Below are 16400 nucleotides of genomic sequence, written 5' to 3'. Positions count from 1 at the left end.
ACCTCGCCCCCTTCACGCAGTCGAACGCTCCCGTGCCGTCTCAGGCGGACGGCGACTTGTCGGCGCTCCGAGGTGCGCTTTCCTCCTCGGGAGAAAAGGAAAGAACAAGCGAGCCCGCAGCGAGCTCCCGTATAGCCGAAGAGATGTACTTCTCTCCTGACTCCTCCAGAATATTGCGTCCCTTGCTCTCGCTGAGTTGTCTCGCCCGCTGGGCGAGGACGCGAGTGAGCAGGTATTTGTTCTCGATGGGCAATTTACTGAAAAGCTCGTCCAAATCGCAAAAAATCATGACTGAACCTCCTTGGAATTTCTGTAACTCTCCACGAGAGCAATGAGTTCCTCCGCAGCACGTTCGACATTGTCGTTCAAAATCACGTGATCGTACTTCGAGGCCATTTCCATCTCCGTCATGGCGTTTCTCAAGCGAAGGGAAAGGTCTTCGGGCGTCTCGGTACCCCGCTCCCGGAGTCGATCGGAAAGCTCATCCACAGAGGGGGGAGCGATGAAGATGAGCACCGCATCCGGACAGGCGTCACGTATGGAAAGCGCCCCCTGAACGTCGATCTCGAGCACCACGTCGCGACCACGCTCCAGCTCGCGTCGCACATCCTCGGCACGGGTTCCGTAGTGATGGTCGTGCACTAAAGCCCACTCGAGAAATTCTCCGCGATCGCGGGCTCGGTTGAACGCCTCTTCCGTGACGAACCAGTAGTCGATGCCGTCCCGCTCGCCTTCTCGGGGATGTCGTGTCGTGCAGGAGACGGAATAGGCAAGTCCGGGAACCCGGTCGAAAAGGATTTTCCGAAGGGTTCCCTTTCCGGCGCCGCTCGGCCCGGAGATGACGAAAAGTATCCCTCTATTCCTCCTCGCCATCGTCCCCTCCCACTTCGAAGCGATGGGAGAGGGTTTCTGGCTGAAGCGCGGACAGGATCACATGATTGCTGTCCGTCACGATGACCGCCCGGGTCTTTCTCCCCTGCGTGGCGTCAACGAGCCTGCCCGCTTCTCTCGCTTCCTCTTTTAGACGCTTGATCGGGGCGGAGGCGGGACTGATGATGCCGACAATGCGTTCACCCACCACCATATTGCCGAAACCGATGTGAACCAGACGATATCCCATGTCTCTCACTCCGCGTTCTGAATCTGTTCTCTCAGGCGCTCGAGATCACTCTTCGCCTCGACCGCAACCCATCGCAACTCCGCGTCCGCGACCTTGGACGCAATGGTGTTGATCTCTCTGTTCATTTCCTGCAGGAGGAAGTCGAGCTTCTTGCCGCTCCCCTCCTCGCCATCGAGAATCTGCCGAAATTTTTCGAGGTGGCTTCGGGAGCGGGAGATCTCTTCGGCGATGTCCCATCGATCGGAGAGAAGAGCCATCTCCTGAAGCAAACGTCCCTGATCGGGAAGAGGACCACACTCCACCGCAAGGAGCGTCACCCGCTCCACCATGGACCGGAAGGCATTGTCCCTCATTTCCGGCCAGCGTCGCTCGATGAGATCAATCCGTTCCTCGAAGAGGCGCAAATGGCCCCTCACATCCTCCTCGAGGTGTTCGCCCTCGGTTCGTCGCATGGCATTCCATTGTGCAAGGGCATCGTCGAGGGTGGAACGCAGGGCTTCCTGGATGGCCTCGTCCGAAGTGTCCTGAGAATCCACCGCGCTACCCACAACACCGGGAAGGGCGAGAAGGCTCTCCCAGCGAAACTCCCCAGGAAGGTCCAGAGACGTGCGCAAAGCATTAATCTTGCGGACGTAGACTTCGAAAACCTCCTCGTTGACGAGGGCGCTCTTTGCGGTCAAGGCGAGGCGAAGCTCCACGCGAAGCTGGGCTTTCCCCCGGCGGAACGCCTGACGTACCCTTTGTTGCAGCGCATGTTCGGCATGCGCCACTTCCCGGGGAAGGCGAACGCTCACTTCCTGGAACCGATGATTGACGCTGGATATTTCGACGGCAAGGGATCCCCATTCCCCCTCGCATTGGGCACGCCCGAATCCTGTCATGCTGCGCAGCACACTACACACTCTCCTCCCAGGGCTTCTCGTTCAAACGTGCAGCAATCCTTCGGAGAAGAACGTCGAGACCGTCTCCCCGGAGAGCGCTCACGGAAACCACCGTCTCTCCTGCTCCGACAAGCCTCTCCTGAATTCTTTCCAAAAACACGGAATCGACGAGGTCGACCTTGTTGAGCACCAGTATTCTGGGCACCGTTCCAGCGCCGATGTCGAAGAGCATCTGCTGTACCGTCTGGAGCGTCTCCGTCACGTCCGGGGAAGCCACCTCCAGTACGAGCAGCACAAGATCCGCCGATGCAACTTCTTCGAGGGTCGCACGAAACGCTGCCACCAACGCCGGTGGCAGCTTCCGAATGAATCCCACCGTATCTGCCATCAGGATTTCCCGCCCTCCGGGGAGCGTCACGCGACGCACCGCCGTGTCCAGGGTGGAAAAAAGCTGATCCCGAGCGAGAATGGAACCATCTCCAGAAAGAGTTCGTAACAAGGTAGACTTTCCACTGTTCGTGTATCCCACAAGGGCGACTGTGGGAAATCCGGAGCGGGAACGTCGTTTCCGCTGATATTCCCGGCGCTGCCGCACCACTTGGAGTTTTTTGTCGATATCCCGAATGCGCCTCTCCAGTTTGCGTCGATGCCGCTCGAATTCCGTCTCTCCGGGACCCCTGGTCCCGATGCCTCCACCCGTCCGGGACATCTGCTGTCCAAGCCCCTTCAGAAGGGGAACCTCGTAACGGCACCGGGCGAGTTCCACCTGAAGTTTCGCCTCCGCGGTGTGCGCCCTGGCCTGAAAGATCGTGACGATGACGCCGGGACGGTCCTGGATCTCCAGACCGGTTCGCTTCTTCAGGTTGAGCACCTGACCGGGCGTGAGAGCATCGTCGAAGACGAGGACACCCGCATCAAGAGAGCGCGCCATCAGTGCCGCCTCCTCCGCTTTCCCCTGACCGATAAAAAAGGCGGGATCGGGAGCCGCTCGCCTCTGGACCACCGTTCCCACCACGCTGATTCCCACATTTTCCAGGAGAAGTTGGAGTTCTTTTTCGAGAAGCACTCGCAGATCTTCTTCTCCGGGGCGTTCGAGAAAGACTGTGAGCGCTCTCCGCTTGGAGAGGGAACTATCCTCCGGCACGGGAATCCGCCTCCATGGAGCGCAGGCGCCGCTCGAGCTCCTCCAGTATCCACTGACGCCGCTCCTTCTCGGAACACCCCTCCGGCGCCTGATCGGGATAGATCGTCTCTCCGTACACGACCCTGAGCTTGCCCGGTCTGGGGAATCCCGCTCCGGGGGGCATAGCATGAAATCCCCCGTCCACGAAGACGGGAAGCACCGGCGTCATGGTCCTGCTCGCAAGCAATGCCACACCGCCCTCCAATTTCTGCAGCCGACCATCCTTGGAACGGTGGCCTTCGGGAAAGAGGACCACACTTTCTCCGGCCTCGAGAAGCTCCAGAAGAATTTTCAACACGACCCCCGCACGCTGGCTGTCCTCCCTCGCCACCGGAACCGCTCCCACGGCGGAGACGACGAAACCGATGAAGGGAACCCGAAAAAGTTCCTCCTTCGCGAGAAACCGGAGCCTTTCCGGATAGGAAACGCCGACGGCGATCGGATCGAGATGACTGCAGTGATTCGAAGCGATGATGAGAGGTCGCCTCTGCGGCACACCCTCGAGACCCGAAACACTGCACCGATGATACAGGAGAAGATAGAGCTTGCAGAAAAAACGAACGAGAAAATACTTGATGGTTTTCATGGAGAGGACCTCACGTGTTTCGTCGTGCGGCGATCATATCGAGGAGGCGCTGTACCACTTCTTCAATCGAAAGACCGTCCGTATCCAGGATCACCGCATCGGGCGCCGCTCGCAGCGGCGCCACCTCCCGCTCCGAATCGATCCGGTCCCGACGGCGGACCTCCTCGAGGACCTCCTCAAGGGTACAGGACTCCCCTCGTTCCCGAAGTTCTTTCCATCGGCGCAATGCCCGCTCCTCCTGGGAGGCGGTGAGAAAGATCTTCAGCGTCGCCCAGGGAAAGACCACCGTTCCCATGTCTCTTCCGTCGGCGATGAGACCCAGCTCGCCCGCTTGGTCGCGCTGCAGGTCCAGGAGCTTCCGCCGTAGGGACGGCAGGGCCGCATAAGCCGAGACGACCGCATCGACCCTGGGCGAACGGATGAACTGCGTCACATCCTCTCCGTTAACCAAAACCGCGCTCGTCTTCAGTTTCACCGTCACCGCCGCCAGCTCGGCGTCGAGGACAGGCCCCTCCATGGAAGGAACGTTCTTGCGATGCAGAAAAAACGCGAGGGCACGATAAAGCGCCCCCGTGTCGAGAAAGGGAATTCCGAGCTTCTCGGAAAGTTTTCTCGATACGGTGCTCTTGCCGGATCCAGCTGGTCCGTCGATGGTAATGAGCATTCCCATGAATGACGTCACTACTCTCCTACCTGAAATTCCTCGTCCACCTGGGAAATCAGATCGACGATCTCGGACATGAGTCCCTCCACATCGAAGATACCGAGACGTTCCAGCGCGTTCTCCGACAGATAATACTGAAGACCGTCCGCACCCACGCCGATGCCGAGCATGAGACAGAGCGCATTCGCCACGTGGATCACATCCACGATGGAACGGATGACACCCTCTTGTCCCTCGTACGCTTCCGGCTCGTGATGGTATCTGGCCGAAGCCATGTACGACTCCGGAAGGTTCCACTGTTCGAGAATGAGCCCGCCCACGAGAGCATGGTCGAACCCGAGCACCTGGCGCTCCGCGTCCATGAAGGGAACCTGCTCCTCCTCCACGAGGCGCACGATGATCCCGTAGCCGAAACGGACGAAATCGTTGAGCACGATCTTTCCCAGATCGTGCAGCATACCCGCCACATAGGCCTCTTCTTCTTCCACCTTGCACTTTCTAGCGATGTGTTTCGCCGCGAAAGCGACACTGAGGGAGTGTTTCCACAAAAGCCCCCTGTCCAAAGCGTAGCCGGAGAAGGAACTGTCCATGAACTTGTAGACCGACGCGGCGAGCACGATGCTCTTGACGGTCTTGAACCCGAGAAGCGCGATCGCTTCGGTGACGCTCACGATACGGCGGGGCAATCCATAATAAGCGGAATTGGCAAGCCGCAAGATACGGATGACGAGTCCCTCGTCCTTGGAAAGACGATCGGCGACATCCGATGCGCTGCTCTTCGGATCGTCGAGTTTCTTCAACGTGTCCACCACAAACTGGGGCAACGAGGGGATATCCTTCACCCGTTTCAGGACCCTGCGCTGAATCAGTTCGCGGGTTCGTTCGTCAAGTCCCTGCATCCTCTCCCCTCCCGGCGAATAGGCATTTCGAACTAGATCCTACCACCTAGAGCAATCATACGACACAACTCTTCCCGGGTAAACAGCCGCCATGCCCCCGATTGAAGTTCGGCGAGTTCGAGTTTGCCCACGGCGACGCGGACAAGACGCCGAATCCGCAATCCCAAGGCTCTGGCCATGACGCGGATCTCCCGCTTCTTTCCCTCCTGGAGATCGACCCGAATCCAGAAGGACTTCTCAGAACCCCAGAGTGGCTCTACGAGAACGGGCACGACGACCCTGCCCTCCATGAGGATACCTTTTCTCCACTGCTGCAGCGTTCTCGCGTCCACCGGCGCGGTCAGGCGCACGTGGTAGCGTTTGATCACACCGAAGGAGGGATGCATGATTTCCTGGGCAAAATCGCCGTCGTTCGTGAGAAGCAACAGTCCTTCGGATTCCTTGTCCAACCGCCCCACCGGAAAAAGTCCCTGTCCAACCAGAGAGGGCGGCAAAAGATCCATCACGGTTTTTTCGAAGCGATCCTTACAGGCGCAGACCACGCCAGGTGGTTTGTGAAAAACCACGTAGAGCTTTTCCGTCGGGGAGGCGACGACGCCATCCACCAAAACGAGATCCGTTCCGGGAAGCACGCTCCTTCCGGGTTCCCGCACCACCTCTCCGTTCACCCGGACTCTTCCTGCGAAAATCAGCGCGTCCGCGGTCCTTCGAGACCCTACGGCACAGGAGGCGAGATACTTGTTCAGCCGCATGGCCGTCCCATTCGAACGGAAAGAATGCACGGAGTCATTCTCCTTCGCTCTCCGCCAAAAAGGCGGACGTGCCATTAGTCGTTTCTTCGGCATTCGCGAGTTCGTCCTCGAGTTCCTCCCGGGAGGGGAGATCCGCGATGGAATTAAGCCCGAAAAGCTCCATAAAGCGGTCCGTCGTCCGGTAGAGAAGCGGGGTTCCCGTCCCCTTCTTTCTTCCCGCCACGCGGACAAGCCCGTGTCCCAGGAGGGTCTCCACCACGCGATCCGATCTCACACCCCGGATCTCCTCAATCTCCGAACGCGTCACGGGTTGATTGTAGGCGATAACCGCCAATGTTTCCAAGGCAGCCTTGCTCAGGCGTATCCTGTTGCTCCCCGCCACATCGCGGAACCGGAGAAGCTCCTCCTCAAGATCGGAAGAGGTGACCATCTGCCATCCTCCGGCCAGAGGCAGAAGGGTCAACCCGTGTCGTTCCGCTTCGTAGTGGCATCGCAGGGAGGAGAGGGCCGCTTCAACGGAAGCCGGGGAACTCCCCGTGGTCTCCGCGAGTTCCGCCGTGGAGACCGGTTCGGAGGCGACAAAGAGAATCGCCTCGACGGTGCGTTCCAGGGCTGTCAGAAAAGGCTGCACAGGCTCTCCTCCGCTACAGAGCGACGACGGTGACATGACCGAACAGTTCTTTCTGAAACATGCGAAGTTCCCCCAGACGACTCAGCTCCAGAAGTGCAAGCAGACAAAGCACCAACACCGATTTCGTCGGTGCAGGGGTGAGCAACTCCTCCAACGTCACTTCCCCGCGCTCGTCGAGAAGATCCCGAATTTCCTGCATGCGCGTCTCCACCTGGGTCTCCTCGGGAACCGCCATGGGGACGCCTTCCCAGGCAAAATCCTCGTAGCCTTCTTCATCCCCCTGAGCACCGCCCCGTTTCCGGTCGAGCAGGCGCCACCAGAGACGGGAAAGCGCATAGAGATCCCCCAGATCGTAGATGGGCGGCCCTTCGTCGGCTCCCGGGCGGGAGAAAAAGGCACTGCGCACCCGAAACCGCTCGCCGAAAACCTCCGCCGCCTTCCGGTAGGGACGGTAGCGGGAAAGGGCTCGGACTAGGTCTTCCGGAGCATCGTCCTCATCCCCGGGAAGCACCGCCGCCTTCTGCTCGGGAAGGAGCGCATGCACCTTCCCGAGCAGAAGGCGTGCCGCAAGAGAGAGGAATTCCGCCAATTCCTTGATGGTCGTACGTTCCGTCTCGGAAAGGTACTTCCCATAAAGGGAAATGACCTCCCAGACGCGAATGGTGGAAACCTCGATGGAACGGGATTCTACAAGTGCACACAACACATCCAGCGGTCCGGCGAACGAACCCGTCACCACTTCATAGAACATGGCATCCACTCCTGTCGCGTCGTTCTCGGCTCAAGAGAGTGGAGACCACTGAAATTTCCAAAAAGGCTCGCCGCACCTGTTCCTACAGGACAAGCCCCATGGCCTGCTTCACTTCGTTCATCGTCGCCGCGGCGACGAGACGGGCCTTCTTCGCTCCCTCCGCCAGGATGTCCATCACTTCGTCCCCGTGGTTCTCGTAGTGATGCCGGCGCTCCCGAATCGGATCGAGCAGAGTGTTCACGTTGTCCCGGAGCACTTTCTTACAGTCGATGCAGCCGATTCCCGCAGTGCGGCATCCCTGGGCAAGCTCCTCGCGGCAGACCGCATCGGAGGTAAACACCTTGTGCAGATCCCAGACTGGACATTTTTCCGGATCTCCCGGATCGGAGCGGCGCTCCCGGGCGGGGTCGGTCATCATGGTCCGAAGTTTCTCCCAGATGACCTCGGTAGTGTCAGAGATGTTCAGGGAGTTGTCGTAGGATTTGCTCATCTTTCTTCCATCCGTTCCCGGCACCTTGGGAAAGGGTGTGAGCAGAATGTCCGGCTCGGGGAAAACCTCGCCGAAGAAATTGTTGAACCGTCGCACGATCTCTCGGGTAATCTCCAGATGCGCGGACTGATCCTCTCCTACAGGCACCTTATGCGCCTTGTAGAGAACAATGTCTCCGGCCATGAGGACAGGATAACCGAGAAACGCATAGTTTCCCAGGTCCTTGTTTTTGAGATTGAGGATCTGGTCCTTGTAGGTGGGACACCGTTCAAGCCATCCCAAAGGCGTGATCATGGAGAGGGCCAGATGGAGTTCCGCGTGCTCCGGCACGTGGGATTGAATGAAGATAGTGCTCCGTTCGGGATCAAGGCCGGAGGCGAGCCAGTCGAGAAGAACCTCCCGGCAGTTGCTCCGCACCCTGCTCACGTCGGCATAGTCCGACATAAGGGCGTGCCAGTCCACGATACAATAGAAACACTCATAGTCGTCCTGCATGCGAACCCAGTTCGTCAGCGCTCCTGCCAGATGCCCGAGATGCAGTTTTCCCGTGGGGCGCATGCCGCTGAAAACACGTTCCTTCACTTCCGATCACCTCTTGTTTTCCGCCGATTCACAGCGGTTCTCCGATACACACATCTCTTCGAATCACCTCATGACGCTTACGCGGAAAACATCCGCCGCGGAAGAGGAAAAACCTCTGTCTCAAGGCCTGTCATCTCCCGGACCGCCATGGCGAGATGTTTCATGGACCATTCCTCCATCTCGCCATGATCGACCACGACGAGATCGAGCCCGTGCCACAGGGCGTCCAAACGATCATGATACTTGAGATCACCCGTTACGTACACGTGTGCTCCCGATGTGCACGCAGCTTTCCAGAATCCGCCGCCGGAACCTCCCAGAAGGGCCACCCTGGAAACGACACGGCGAGGATCTCCGTACGCTTGAACCCAGGAGATATCCCACGCTTTCCGGAGCCCCGCGCAAAAATCCCGCAGAGGTACTGCGGCATCAAGGGAACCGACGGCCCCATCACCCCACAGTTCGGCCTCCGTTGCCGGCAGGAGGGGCCTCACATCCCGCAGAGAAAGCGCGCTCGCCAAAGCAACGTTCACGCCGATGCGGGAGCGATCCCAGTTTGTATGAAGAGCGACGAGGGCGACGCGATGAGCCAGACTCCTTTCAATGATCCGCCCCTCCCGCGTATTGAGGAGCACGTTTTTCAAGGGGTGCAGAAAAAGGGGATGATGACTGAAAAGCAGCGAACACCCCTTTTGGGCGGCGCGCTCCACGATCTCCTCGGTGACATCCACGGCCACGGCGATTCGTTTCACGGACCAGGAAGGTGACCCGACGAGAAGCCCCACATTATCCCAGGATTCCGCTCCCGAAAAAGGTGCGATCCAATGCACTTCCTCCAGGATTTCGTCCACCCGCTTCTCCATCGTCTCCCGGCACCTCCCCGGTCATACAAAAAAAGCCACCGCTCGGTGGCTTGGCATTCATGATTCTGGTGGGCCCACCTGGACTTGAACCAGGAACCTTCCGGTTATGAGCCGGTGGCTCTAACCACTTGAGCTATGGGCCCGCAAGGGCGCACAGAAAGCGGCTTTCCCCAGGGGAGCCAGAAAAGCCGTCGATCCGTCACTTCTGCTCTATATGGATACACCCGACAGGGCAACTGTCTACAGCTTCGGTGGCACACTCCGCACCTTCGGGACGAATGACTCTCGCCTTTCCCGCGTCCTCATTCAGTTCAAACACGTCCGGGCAGATCTGAGAGCACACGCCACATCCGATGCATTCGTCCGCATCAAGCGTTACGACCATGATCATGGTCACCTCCTTCCGCGGGACGATTGTAGCGCAGGTCATGATTCGCGTCAAACCGGATCCGGACGCGCTGTAGAGCGATTCAGCGGGATGCCACGTCAACCCTTGCCACGCCCTCCACGTTGGAGAGGCGAAGCAACGCCGTGTATTCCGGAACAGCTTTCTTTTGAGGTTCCGCAGAGACCAGGAACACGCCCATCCCCGTGACCTTCGCTCCGAATTCTTGGGCAACCTGGAGCATTCCCGCAGCAGTGCTTCCTCCACGCATGAAATCGTCCACGATGAGCACCCGGGAATCGCGTTCGAGATGGCGCATTCCCATATACATGGTCCGCACATCTCCTCCTGCAGTGGGATAGTGCACCGCCACGGCGGGCCCGTCGCTCGCCCTGTTGCGGAAGCGACACACTGCCAGTGGAACCCCCAGGGCATAGGCCGTGAACATGGCCAGGGGAATCCCTTTGACCTCGGAGGTCATGACCACATCCACCTTCGTTCCCTGAAAACTTCCGGCCATGATATATCCCAGGTTCAACGCGTAGAAAGGATGAAAGATCAGGTCACTGTAGTAGATTAGTCCTCCGGGAAGCAACCGGTCCTTACCGGAGAGAATGACCGCCAGCTCTTCGAGGAAGGTTTTGCGTCGTTCCTCGCTCATCTCGGGCACGAAGGCAGCACCTCCGTTCCTGCCGCGATCCACCATCATGCGTCCGAGCCCCTCCTGACGAAAAGCCGCATCGATGATCGCCACGTCGTCGCTGACGACGGTTTTCGACACGTCGAAATCCGTAGCAACTTTCGTGAGCGACAGTTGGCGGGACGGGGAAAACAAAAAGCGGGAGGCAATACGGACGAGGCGCTCCGTGCGTTGCCCTCTCATGTCTCTCATTCCTCCAATACGATCAAGGTATGCACCCATGCCCACTCTCCGGCACGAGCACACAAACCCTTCGTCGCCTCCCTCGCCGGAAAGAGAGCGAAGGCCGTACTGCCGCTGCCGCTGACGCCCCAGGCAAAGGAGCCCGTTGCTTCCGCGACGGCAAAAAAGCGTTCGTACTCGGGGTGCCGCCTCCGCAGCGGAGCAAGAAAATCGTTTGGCAGCAATCCCACTCTCTCATGATTCCGGAGGCGCCCGCAAAGAAGATCGAGCTCCTGCCGGGCCACTCCCTCGTCAAACCACGCGCCCTCCGCTGAAGGAATCTCGCAGAGCACATCCAGCTCCCGGAACATGTCCCTCGTGTCGCAACGCCATCGGGGAAGAAGCAGAACGACAGCACATTCCGAAAGGTTCGGAAGCGGGATCAAGACCTCTCCCACGCCCTCTCCACGGGCGCACCGCGCATCCCCTGCCAAAAAGGGAACATCCGCCCCTATCCGGGCCAGTGAACCGCCGAAAGTGACGCCCTTGCGATCCCGGAGCCAGCGCACCAGCGCCACCGCATTGCCGCTGCCCGTTCCGAGGCCACTTCCGGGAGGAACCTGCTTCCAGAGGTCCATTTCCAGGGCCGGAAGATCAGGTATTTCTTGCCTCGCCTCCCGAAGAACCCGAAAAAGAATGTTCTCTTCCGCCACAACCGCATTGTGCACGCGAAGGACATCCGGGCTCTGGACATTATGATGCTTTATTTCTCGAATTGTCAAGGTTTCAAGCGGTCCGATTCGAAAAAAAGAGGTTACAAGAAAATGATATCCATCCCCTCTTTTTCCGGTGACACGCAGCGTAAAATTTATCTTTCCGTAAGAGAAAAGTTGTTCCTGCATGATCGTTCTCCTTCGTTCCCCGCATCGCTGAAAAAACGCCGAAAGGGGACGCGGATGCGGACACTTTTCATACGACGAACCCGACGCCGAGGCGTCGGGTCGGAAAAACGCTGTCGTTACAAAAAAGCACAAAAAACCCTTTCAGGGTTTCAGAGACAAAGAAAACCCCGAAGACAAAGTCGGGTTTTTGCCCACACTCCTCATTCCCTCCAGAACAAATCAGACGATCTTCTCGTGCTGGGGGAGAATCTCCAGTTCCACCTCGTGCGTCAAAAGTTCGACGTAACTGAAGGAAACCGTACTGTTCTGGGACTCCACAAACATGGTAAACAGCTTGGGATAGGTTTCGATGATGACTCCCTGGCGCTCCTCCACTTTGCGGCGTCCTTTCGAGGCCTTGTACCGAACTCGCGAACCCTTGTGCAGAGTTATCCGCTCTCGAATGCTCGAAAGGCTGCAGCCCATGTGCTTCACTCCCTAATGGAAATTTGGATCGATTTTACCATAAAATTCCAGATTACGCAAAGTTGCATGTCATTTATTACACTTGAGAAAAACCGGCTCCGCGCCGATCTCTTCTTTGGAAGCGCGCAGTGGCTTGCCATCCCGTTTCAGCCTCGTGGCATAAAGCCCACTTCCGAAGATGGCATATATAAAAAATTTATTATTATTTTCTTTTTATTTATTTTTGCCTTCTTGCCTGAGATTTTTCTTTCGAAGGATTCGTTTGTCACCCACGCGACGCGTGTACCCCTGGGCGTCGAAATGTTCGAGAATGGGAAGCACGTATTTCCGACTGCTTCCGGTGAGGTCCCGCACCGACGCGACGGTGATATCAGATTCCACCGTACCGAGCAGTCCGAGAAGGCGCTCCTCCACCACCCGGTGAAGAAGCATGCCCTCGGAAATCACCGCCACAAGCCCCTCCTGGCGCGCCACATCCATGAGAATGCGCAGGTCCTGCTCGGAGAGATGCAGTGCGTGGCGCACTTCCTCCAGAAGCGGGAGTTGAACCACACCGGAACGTGCGCACAGTTCTTCGAGATCGCGTAATTGCCGCCGTAACTCCTCAGGATCCCTGTAGATGAACCGGGGCGACCTGACCCGCCCCTCTTCCAGCAAAATCGTGCTATTTTCGAGGAAGAGGGAAAGGATCTCCTTCGCGGAACGGACATCCTCGCCGGGGAAAAGGCGTGCCACAAGCTGCTCCAGGGGCATTCCCCGCAATTGGGGCATAGTCGCATGGAATTCGTCGAGCGTCTCAAGGAGAAGCGTCTCGATCTTCTTCAGCTGAACCGTAGAGACATAGCTCTCGTCATTGCCCTTCCCCAGAACGACGATGCGTTTCCCCCGGACAAGCTCTTGCGCCAGGGCGCGCACTCCCTCTGCAGTCTGCTGGAGCAAGACCATGGCCTCCTTCAGGGAGATGCGGGTTCGCTCGTCCGCGAGAAGAGCGAACAACGTGCTTCCTCCGGGAGCGGCAAGGAGCGTTTCGATCCGTCCCGCCACGGCGGCCCTGGCCTTTCGCCCCCGGGGTTTGTTTCCGTAGGGATAGAGGATCTCGCCTCCCGCGATGGTCACGAGAGGACTGTAGAAGCGCACCACGAAACGCTGATGCAAACAGGCAACGATGCGCTCTTCGAGGACGAGCTGTGCGGGAGCTTCTTCGCCGGGTTCGATCTGGCGCCGATCCAACAAAGCCACCCGGGCGAGCGTGTCCGAGGTTCCTACGTGAAGGTGGACCCGTTGCCAGTGCTTCACCGGCTCCATTGAGGAAGCAAGCACCCGGAGGACCACGTCCAGACAGGAGGTGGGAACGAACATGCCGGGCGAGCAAAGCACGTCTCCGCGGTTGATCGCATCCACGGGCACTCCCGAAAGATTGACGGCGATCCGTTGCCCCGCCCAGGCCTCTTCCACGAGACGGCCATGCACTTGAAGAGTGCGTACCTTGCCAGCCCGTTCCGAGGGAAGAAGGACCACATCACTCCCCGAGCGCAACGTACCCGTATAGGCCGTTCCGGTCACCACTGTTCCGAATCCCGAAATGGGAAACGCCCTGTCCACGGGCAAAAAGAATCCTCCGGAACGATCCCTGGGGGGAACACGCTCCACGAGAGATTCCAGGGCCTGGGTGAGAAGGTCCAGGTTCTCGCCGGTGTGCGCCGAAACGGCGAAAACCGGTGCGCTCTCCAGAAACGTTCCCCGGAGAGCCTCCGCCACGTCCTCCCGGACGAGTTCCAACATCTCGGGGTCCACGAGGTCGGCCTTCGTAAGGGCCACCACGCCGTCCCGGACACCGAGGAGGGAGAGAATCGCCAGGTGTTCCCGCGTCTGGGGCATGACTCCTTCGTCCGCGGCAACCACGAAGAGCACCGCGTCCACGCCAGAAGCGCCCGCCACCATCTGCCGAATGAAACGCTCGTGCCCCGGCACATCCACGATGCTCACCACGGCTCCGCCGGGAAGACGCAGAGGGGCGAATCCAAGTTCGATGGTGATGCCCCGCTTCTTCTCCTCCTGAAGCCGGTCGCAGTCGATTCCCGTGAGGGCCTTCACAAGGGTGGTCTTGCCGTGGTCGATGTGCCCCGCCGTCCCTAGAACGAAGGGAACTTCCCGCTCACCGGCGTTCATGGTTCTCCACCTCCTGTAATTTCCCGGAACGCAGCGAGGAGGCACTCCTCATCCTCCCCCGAGAGCGTTCGGAGATGCAGGCAGACGAGTTCATTCTGAACGTTTGCCACGACAGGGTAAACGCAGAGGCGAAGGCGGGCCTGGAGTGCTGCGGCGCTCCAACCCGGCAGGCTCACCGCAACGGCAAAGCCGTCAATTCCCCGGGCGGGAAACGCGCCACCCCCCACGGCGTCCTCAACGGACAGTACACGGCAGGAAGCCGCCGGAATCGCCTCGCCAAGCCGAGCGGCAAGGCATTCCGCCCGCTCCCGCAAGATGTCTCCATCCACACAGAGCATGGCCAGGGAGGGAATTTCCCGCCACCGGTCCGTCAAGTAAAGGCGCAGCGTCGCCTCCAGAGCAGCCAGGGTCATTTTGTCAACTCGCAGCGCCCGAGCGAGGGGATAGCGGCGAAGTTCGTCCACGAGCTGTTTCCGTCCGACTACGGCGCCGATCTGAGGACCGCCGAGCAGTTTATCCCCCGAGAACGTGACGAGATCCACGCCTTCGGCAATACAGTGGCGCACCGTGGGTTCTCCGGAAAGACCGAAGGGGGAGAGGTCCACCAAAACGCCGCTTCCGAGATCCTCCAGAAAAACGAGTTTCTTCTCCCTCGCCAGCGTGGCGAGTTCCTCCCGTCCCACCTCGGCGGAAAAGCCCACGATGCGGTAGTTCGAAGGATGTACCTTAAGGAGCATGCGCGTTGCCTCCGAGACGGCCTCGGCATAATCCCGGAAATGAGTGCGGTTGGTCGTGCCCACCTCCCGCATTTTCGCCCCAGAGAAGGCCATGATGTCGGGAATGCGGAAGGAACCGCCGATTTCCACAAGTTCACCACGGGAAACGACCACCTCCCGATCTTTTGCCAGCGCGGCGAGACAAAGAAGCACTGCCGCCGCATTGTTGTTCACCACAAGAGCAGCGTCGGCACCGGTAAGCTGGCAGAGAAGCCACTCCACATGAGAGTCCCGGTGCCCCCGTTTTCCTCCGTCGAGATTGTATTCCAAGGTGCTGTAGCTCCGGGCAACGGCCGTCAGCGCCTCGATGGCCTCGTCGTGCAGACAGGATCTCCCCAAATTGGTGTGCACCACCACCCCTGTGGCGTTCACCACAGGGCGAAGGCTCGGTGCGCATTTCTCCAGGCATCGCCGCCGCATCTCCGCTTCGAGATCCTCCACGGAGAGCACTGTTCCCTCACCCTTTCGGAGTGCGTTGCGGTATTCACCGATCACGTCGGAGACGATGCTCTTGATGCTGTCCCTGCCCAAACCAAGGGAGGCCTCTTCTGCCCAGGGCGTCTCCAGAAAACGTTCCATGGGGGGTATGGCGCGAAGCAACTCCCGAAGTGTATCCTTCACGGTCTCACCCTCTCATCGGTTATACTCTTCTTTAGAGGTAATGATACACCAAAGCTCCACGAAGCCGTCGCCGGGAAACCATCAACGCAAGCGGCGAAGGGTTGTCTTATCGCGCTTGAAGCACTCCCCAAGGGGGAACACAGGATTTTTCTATCATAATTGAAGAAGGAGATGGGAAACACATGCAGCACATCGACGCCCGCGGCAAAGCCTGCCCTCAGCCGGTGGTTCTGACGAAGAACGCCATCGCGGCCGGTGCCACATCCCTTGAAATTTTTGTGGACAACGCCGTTGCCAAAAACAATGTCTCCCGGTTTCTCGAAAAATCGGGCTATCGGGCAGAGATACACGAAGAGGGAACGGATTTCCGCATCGTCGGCGAAGGGACACCCCCCGCAACGGCGACGGAAGTACTTCCCGAGCTTTCGGATACCTCCACCTGCGGCAATGCCTCCCTTGCAGTCCTTCTCACCTCAAAAACACTGGGAAAGCGGGATGAAGCGCTTGGAGACGTGCTGATGAAGGCGTTTCTCGGGACACTGTCCCAAGGATCCACGCTTCCGGAGACCATCGCTCTGATGAACGAGGGAGTCATGCTCGCCCTTCCAGAGAGTTCAACCTCGGAAAGCCTCGAAGAGCTCCAGGCGAAGGGAACGCAGATCCTCGTCTGCGGCACCTGCACAAAGCACTTCGGTATCACCGAGCAGATCCGGCTCGGGACGATCAGCAACATGTTCGACATCGTCGAAGCCCTACGGCAAGCGGGGAAAATCCTTTCCGTGGGTTGAGTTGACGGATTGCGTTGACCTGGCGCTCCC

General features: G+C 58.9%; 20 protein-coding genes and 1 tRNA gene. 1 reads left to right on the top strand and 20 read right to left on the bottom strand.

What is annotated here, in order from left to right:
* Positions 1–40 precede the first annotated feature (40 nt).
* The 20 genes from rpoZ to selA all read right to left on the bottom strand — a co-directional run bounded on the left by rpoZ (position 41) and on the right by selA (position 15582).
* Positions 41–289, bottom strand: a complete 249-nt coding sequence (gene rpoZ, locus K349_RS0113600; RefSeq protein ID WP_029166315.1) for a DNA-directed RNA polymerase subunit omega — start codon at positions 287–289, stop codon at positions 41–43.
* Entirely contained in the window at positions 286–873 is a 588-nt protein-coding gene (gene gmk / locus K349_RS0113595) for a guanylate kinase (RefSeq protein ID WP_029166314.1), read from the bottom strand. The genes rpoZ and gmk overlap by 4 nt, the downstream gene beginning before the upstream one ends.
* Complete coding sequence (locus K349_RS0113590; protein ID WP_029166313.1) at positions 857–1120, bottom strand: DUF370 domain-containing protein; 264 nt, start codon at positions 1118–1120, stop codon at positions 857–859. Before K349_RS0113590 ends, gmk begins: the two co-directional genes overlap by 17 nt.
* Positions 1121–1125: 5 nt before the next feature.
* The gene (locus K349_RS0113585) at positions 1126–2013 is read right to left on the bottom strand and encodes a YicC/YloC family endoribonuclease (RefSeq protein WP_029166312.1); all 888 of its coding nucleotides are present in this window, start codon (positions 2011–2013) and stop codon (positions 1126–1128) included.
* 1 nt (position 2014) lies between these two features.
* Positions 2015–3145 (bottom strand): GTPase HflX, encoded by a 1131-nt coding sequence (gene hflX, locus K349_RS0113580; protein WP_029166311.1) that lies wholly within the window; start codon positions 3143–3145, stop codon positions 2015–2017.
* Entirely contained in the window at positions 3132–3770 is a 639-nt protein-coding gene (locus K349_RS0113575; RefSeq protein WP_029166310.1) for a lysophospholipid acyltransferase family protein, read from the bottom strand. Before K349_RS0113575 ends, hflX begins: the two co-directional genes overlap by 14 nt.
* Before the next feature lie 10 nt (positions 3771–3780).
* Complete coding sequence (cmk, locus tag K349_RS0113570; RefSeq protein WP_245588061.1) at positions 3781–4452, bottom strand: (d)CMP kinase; 672 nt, start codon at positions 4450–4452, stop codon at positions 3781–3783.
* Positions 4452–5333: an HDOD domain-containing protein gene (locus tag K349_RS0113565; RefSeq protein WP_029166308.1), complete on the bottom strand. Its 882-nt coding sequence runs from the start codon at positions 5331–5333 to the stop codon at positions 4452–4454. The genes cmk and K349_RS0113565 overlap by 1 nt, the downstream gene beginning before the upstream one ends.
* 32 nt (positions 5334–5365) lie before the next feature.
* Positions 5366–6115, bottom strand: coding sequence for a pseudouridine synthase (locus K349_RS0113560; RefSeq protein WP_051464377.1), 750 nt, complete (start codon positions 6113–6115; stop codon positions 5366–5368).
* A 4-nt stretch (positions 6116–6119) separates the two neighbouring features.
* Positions 6120–6716 carry an SMC-Scp complex subunit ScpB gene (scpB, locus tag K349_RS0113555; protein WP_034265754.1) on the bottom strand — a complete coding sequence of 199 codons (597 nt, stop codon included), beginning with the start codon at positions 6714–6716 and terminating at the stop codon, positions 6120–6122.
* A gap of 13 nt (positions 6717–6729) precedes the next feature.
* A complete protein-coding gene (locus K349_RS0113550; protein WP_029166305.1) occupies positions 6730–7467 on the bottom strand; it encodes a segregation and condensation protein A in 738 nt (245 codons plus the stop codon).
* A gap of 82 nt (positions 7468–7549) precedes the next feature.
* Positions 7550–8539: a tryptophan--tRNA ligase gene (gene trpS, locus K349_RS0113545; protein WP_029166304.1), complete on the bottom strand. Its 990-nt coding sequence runs from the start codon at positions 8537–8539 to the stop codon at positions 7550–7552.
* 77 nt (positions 8540–8616) lie between these two features.
* A complete protein-coding gene (locus tag K349_RS0113540) occupies positions 8617–9402 on the bottom strand; it encodes a Nif3-like dinuclear metal center hexameric protein (RefSeq protein WP_029166303.1) in 786 nt (261 codons plus the stop codon).
* Positions 9403–9468: 66 nt separating this feature from the next.
* Positions 9469–9545, bottom strand: a tRNA-Ile gene (locus K349_RS0113535).
* Positions 9546–9601: 56 nt separating this feature from the next.
* Positions 9602–9787, bottom strand: a complete 186-nt coding sequence (locus K349_RS0113530) for a ferredoxin (RefSeq protein ID WP_029166302.1) — start codon at positions 9785–9787, stop codon at positions 9602–9604.
* An 85-nt stretch (positions 9788–9872) separates the two neighbouring features.
* Positions 9873–10670, bottom strand: coding sequence for a phosphoribosyltransferase family protein (locus tag K349_RS0113525; protein WP_029166301.1), 798 nt, complete (start codon positions 10668–10670; stop codon positions 9873–9875).
* A 5-nt stretch (positions 10671–10675) separates the two neighbouring features.
* Positions 10676–11377, bottom strand: a complete 702-nt coding sequence (locus tag K349_RS0113520) for a 4-(cytidine 5'-diphospho)-2-C-methyl-D-erythritol kinase (protein WP_157367399.1) — start codon at positions 11375–11377, stop codon at positions 10676–10678.
* A gap of 393 nt (positions 11378–11770) precedes the next feature.
* Complete coding sequence (locus tag K349_RS0113515; protein ID WP_029166299.1) at positions 11771–12016, bottom strand: Veg family protein; 246 nt, start codon at positions 12014–12016, stop codon at positions 11771–11773.
* 213 nt (positions 12017–12229) lie between these two features.
* Positions 12230–14185, bottom strand: coding sequence for a selenocysteine-specific translation elongation factor (gene selB, locus K349_RS0113510; protein ID WP_029166298.1), 1956 nt, complete (start codon positions 14183–14185; stop codon positions 12230–12232).
* On the bottom strand, positions 14182–15582 hold the full coding sequence (selA, locus tag K349_RS0113505; RefSeq protein ID WP_029166297.1) for an L-seryl-tRNA(Sec) selenium transferase: 1401 nt from the start codon (positions 15580–15582) through the stop codon (positions 14182–14184). The genes selB and selA overlap by 4 nt, the downstream gene beginning before the upstream one ends.
* A 182-nt stretch (positions 15583–15764) precedes the next feature.
* On the opposite strand from selA, the gene yedF reads away from it, so the two are divergent.
* Entirely contained in the window at positions 15765–16370 is a 606-nt protein-coding gene (gene yedF / locus K349_RS0113500; protein WP_029166296.1) for a sulfurtransferase-like selenium metabolism protein YedF, read from the top strand.
* Positions 16371–16400 lie beyond the last annotated feature (30 nt).

It is taken from the genome of Aminiphilus circumscriptus DSM 16581, assembly GCF_000526375.1.
Lineage (GTDB): Bacteria > Synergistota > Synergistia > Synergistales > Aminiphilaceae > Aminiphilus > Aminiphilus circumscriptus.
Note: the sequence above shows the minus strand (reverse complement) of the source record. Positions and strands in the feature narration are given on the sequence as shown.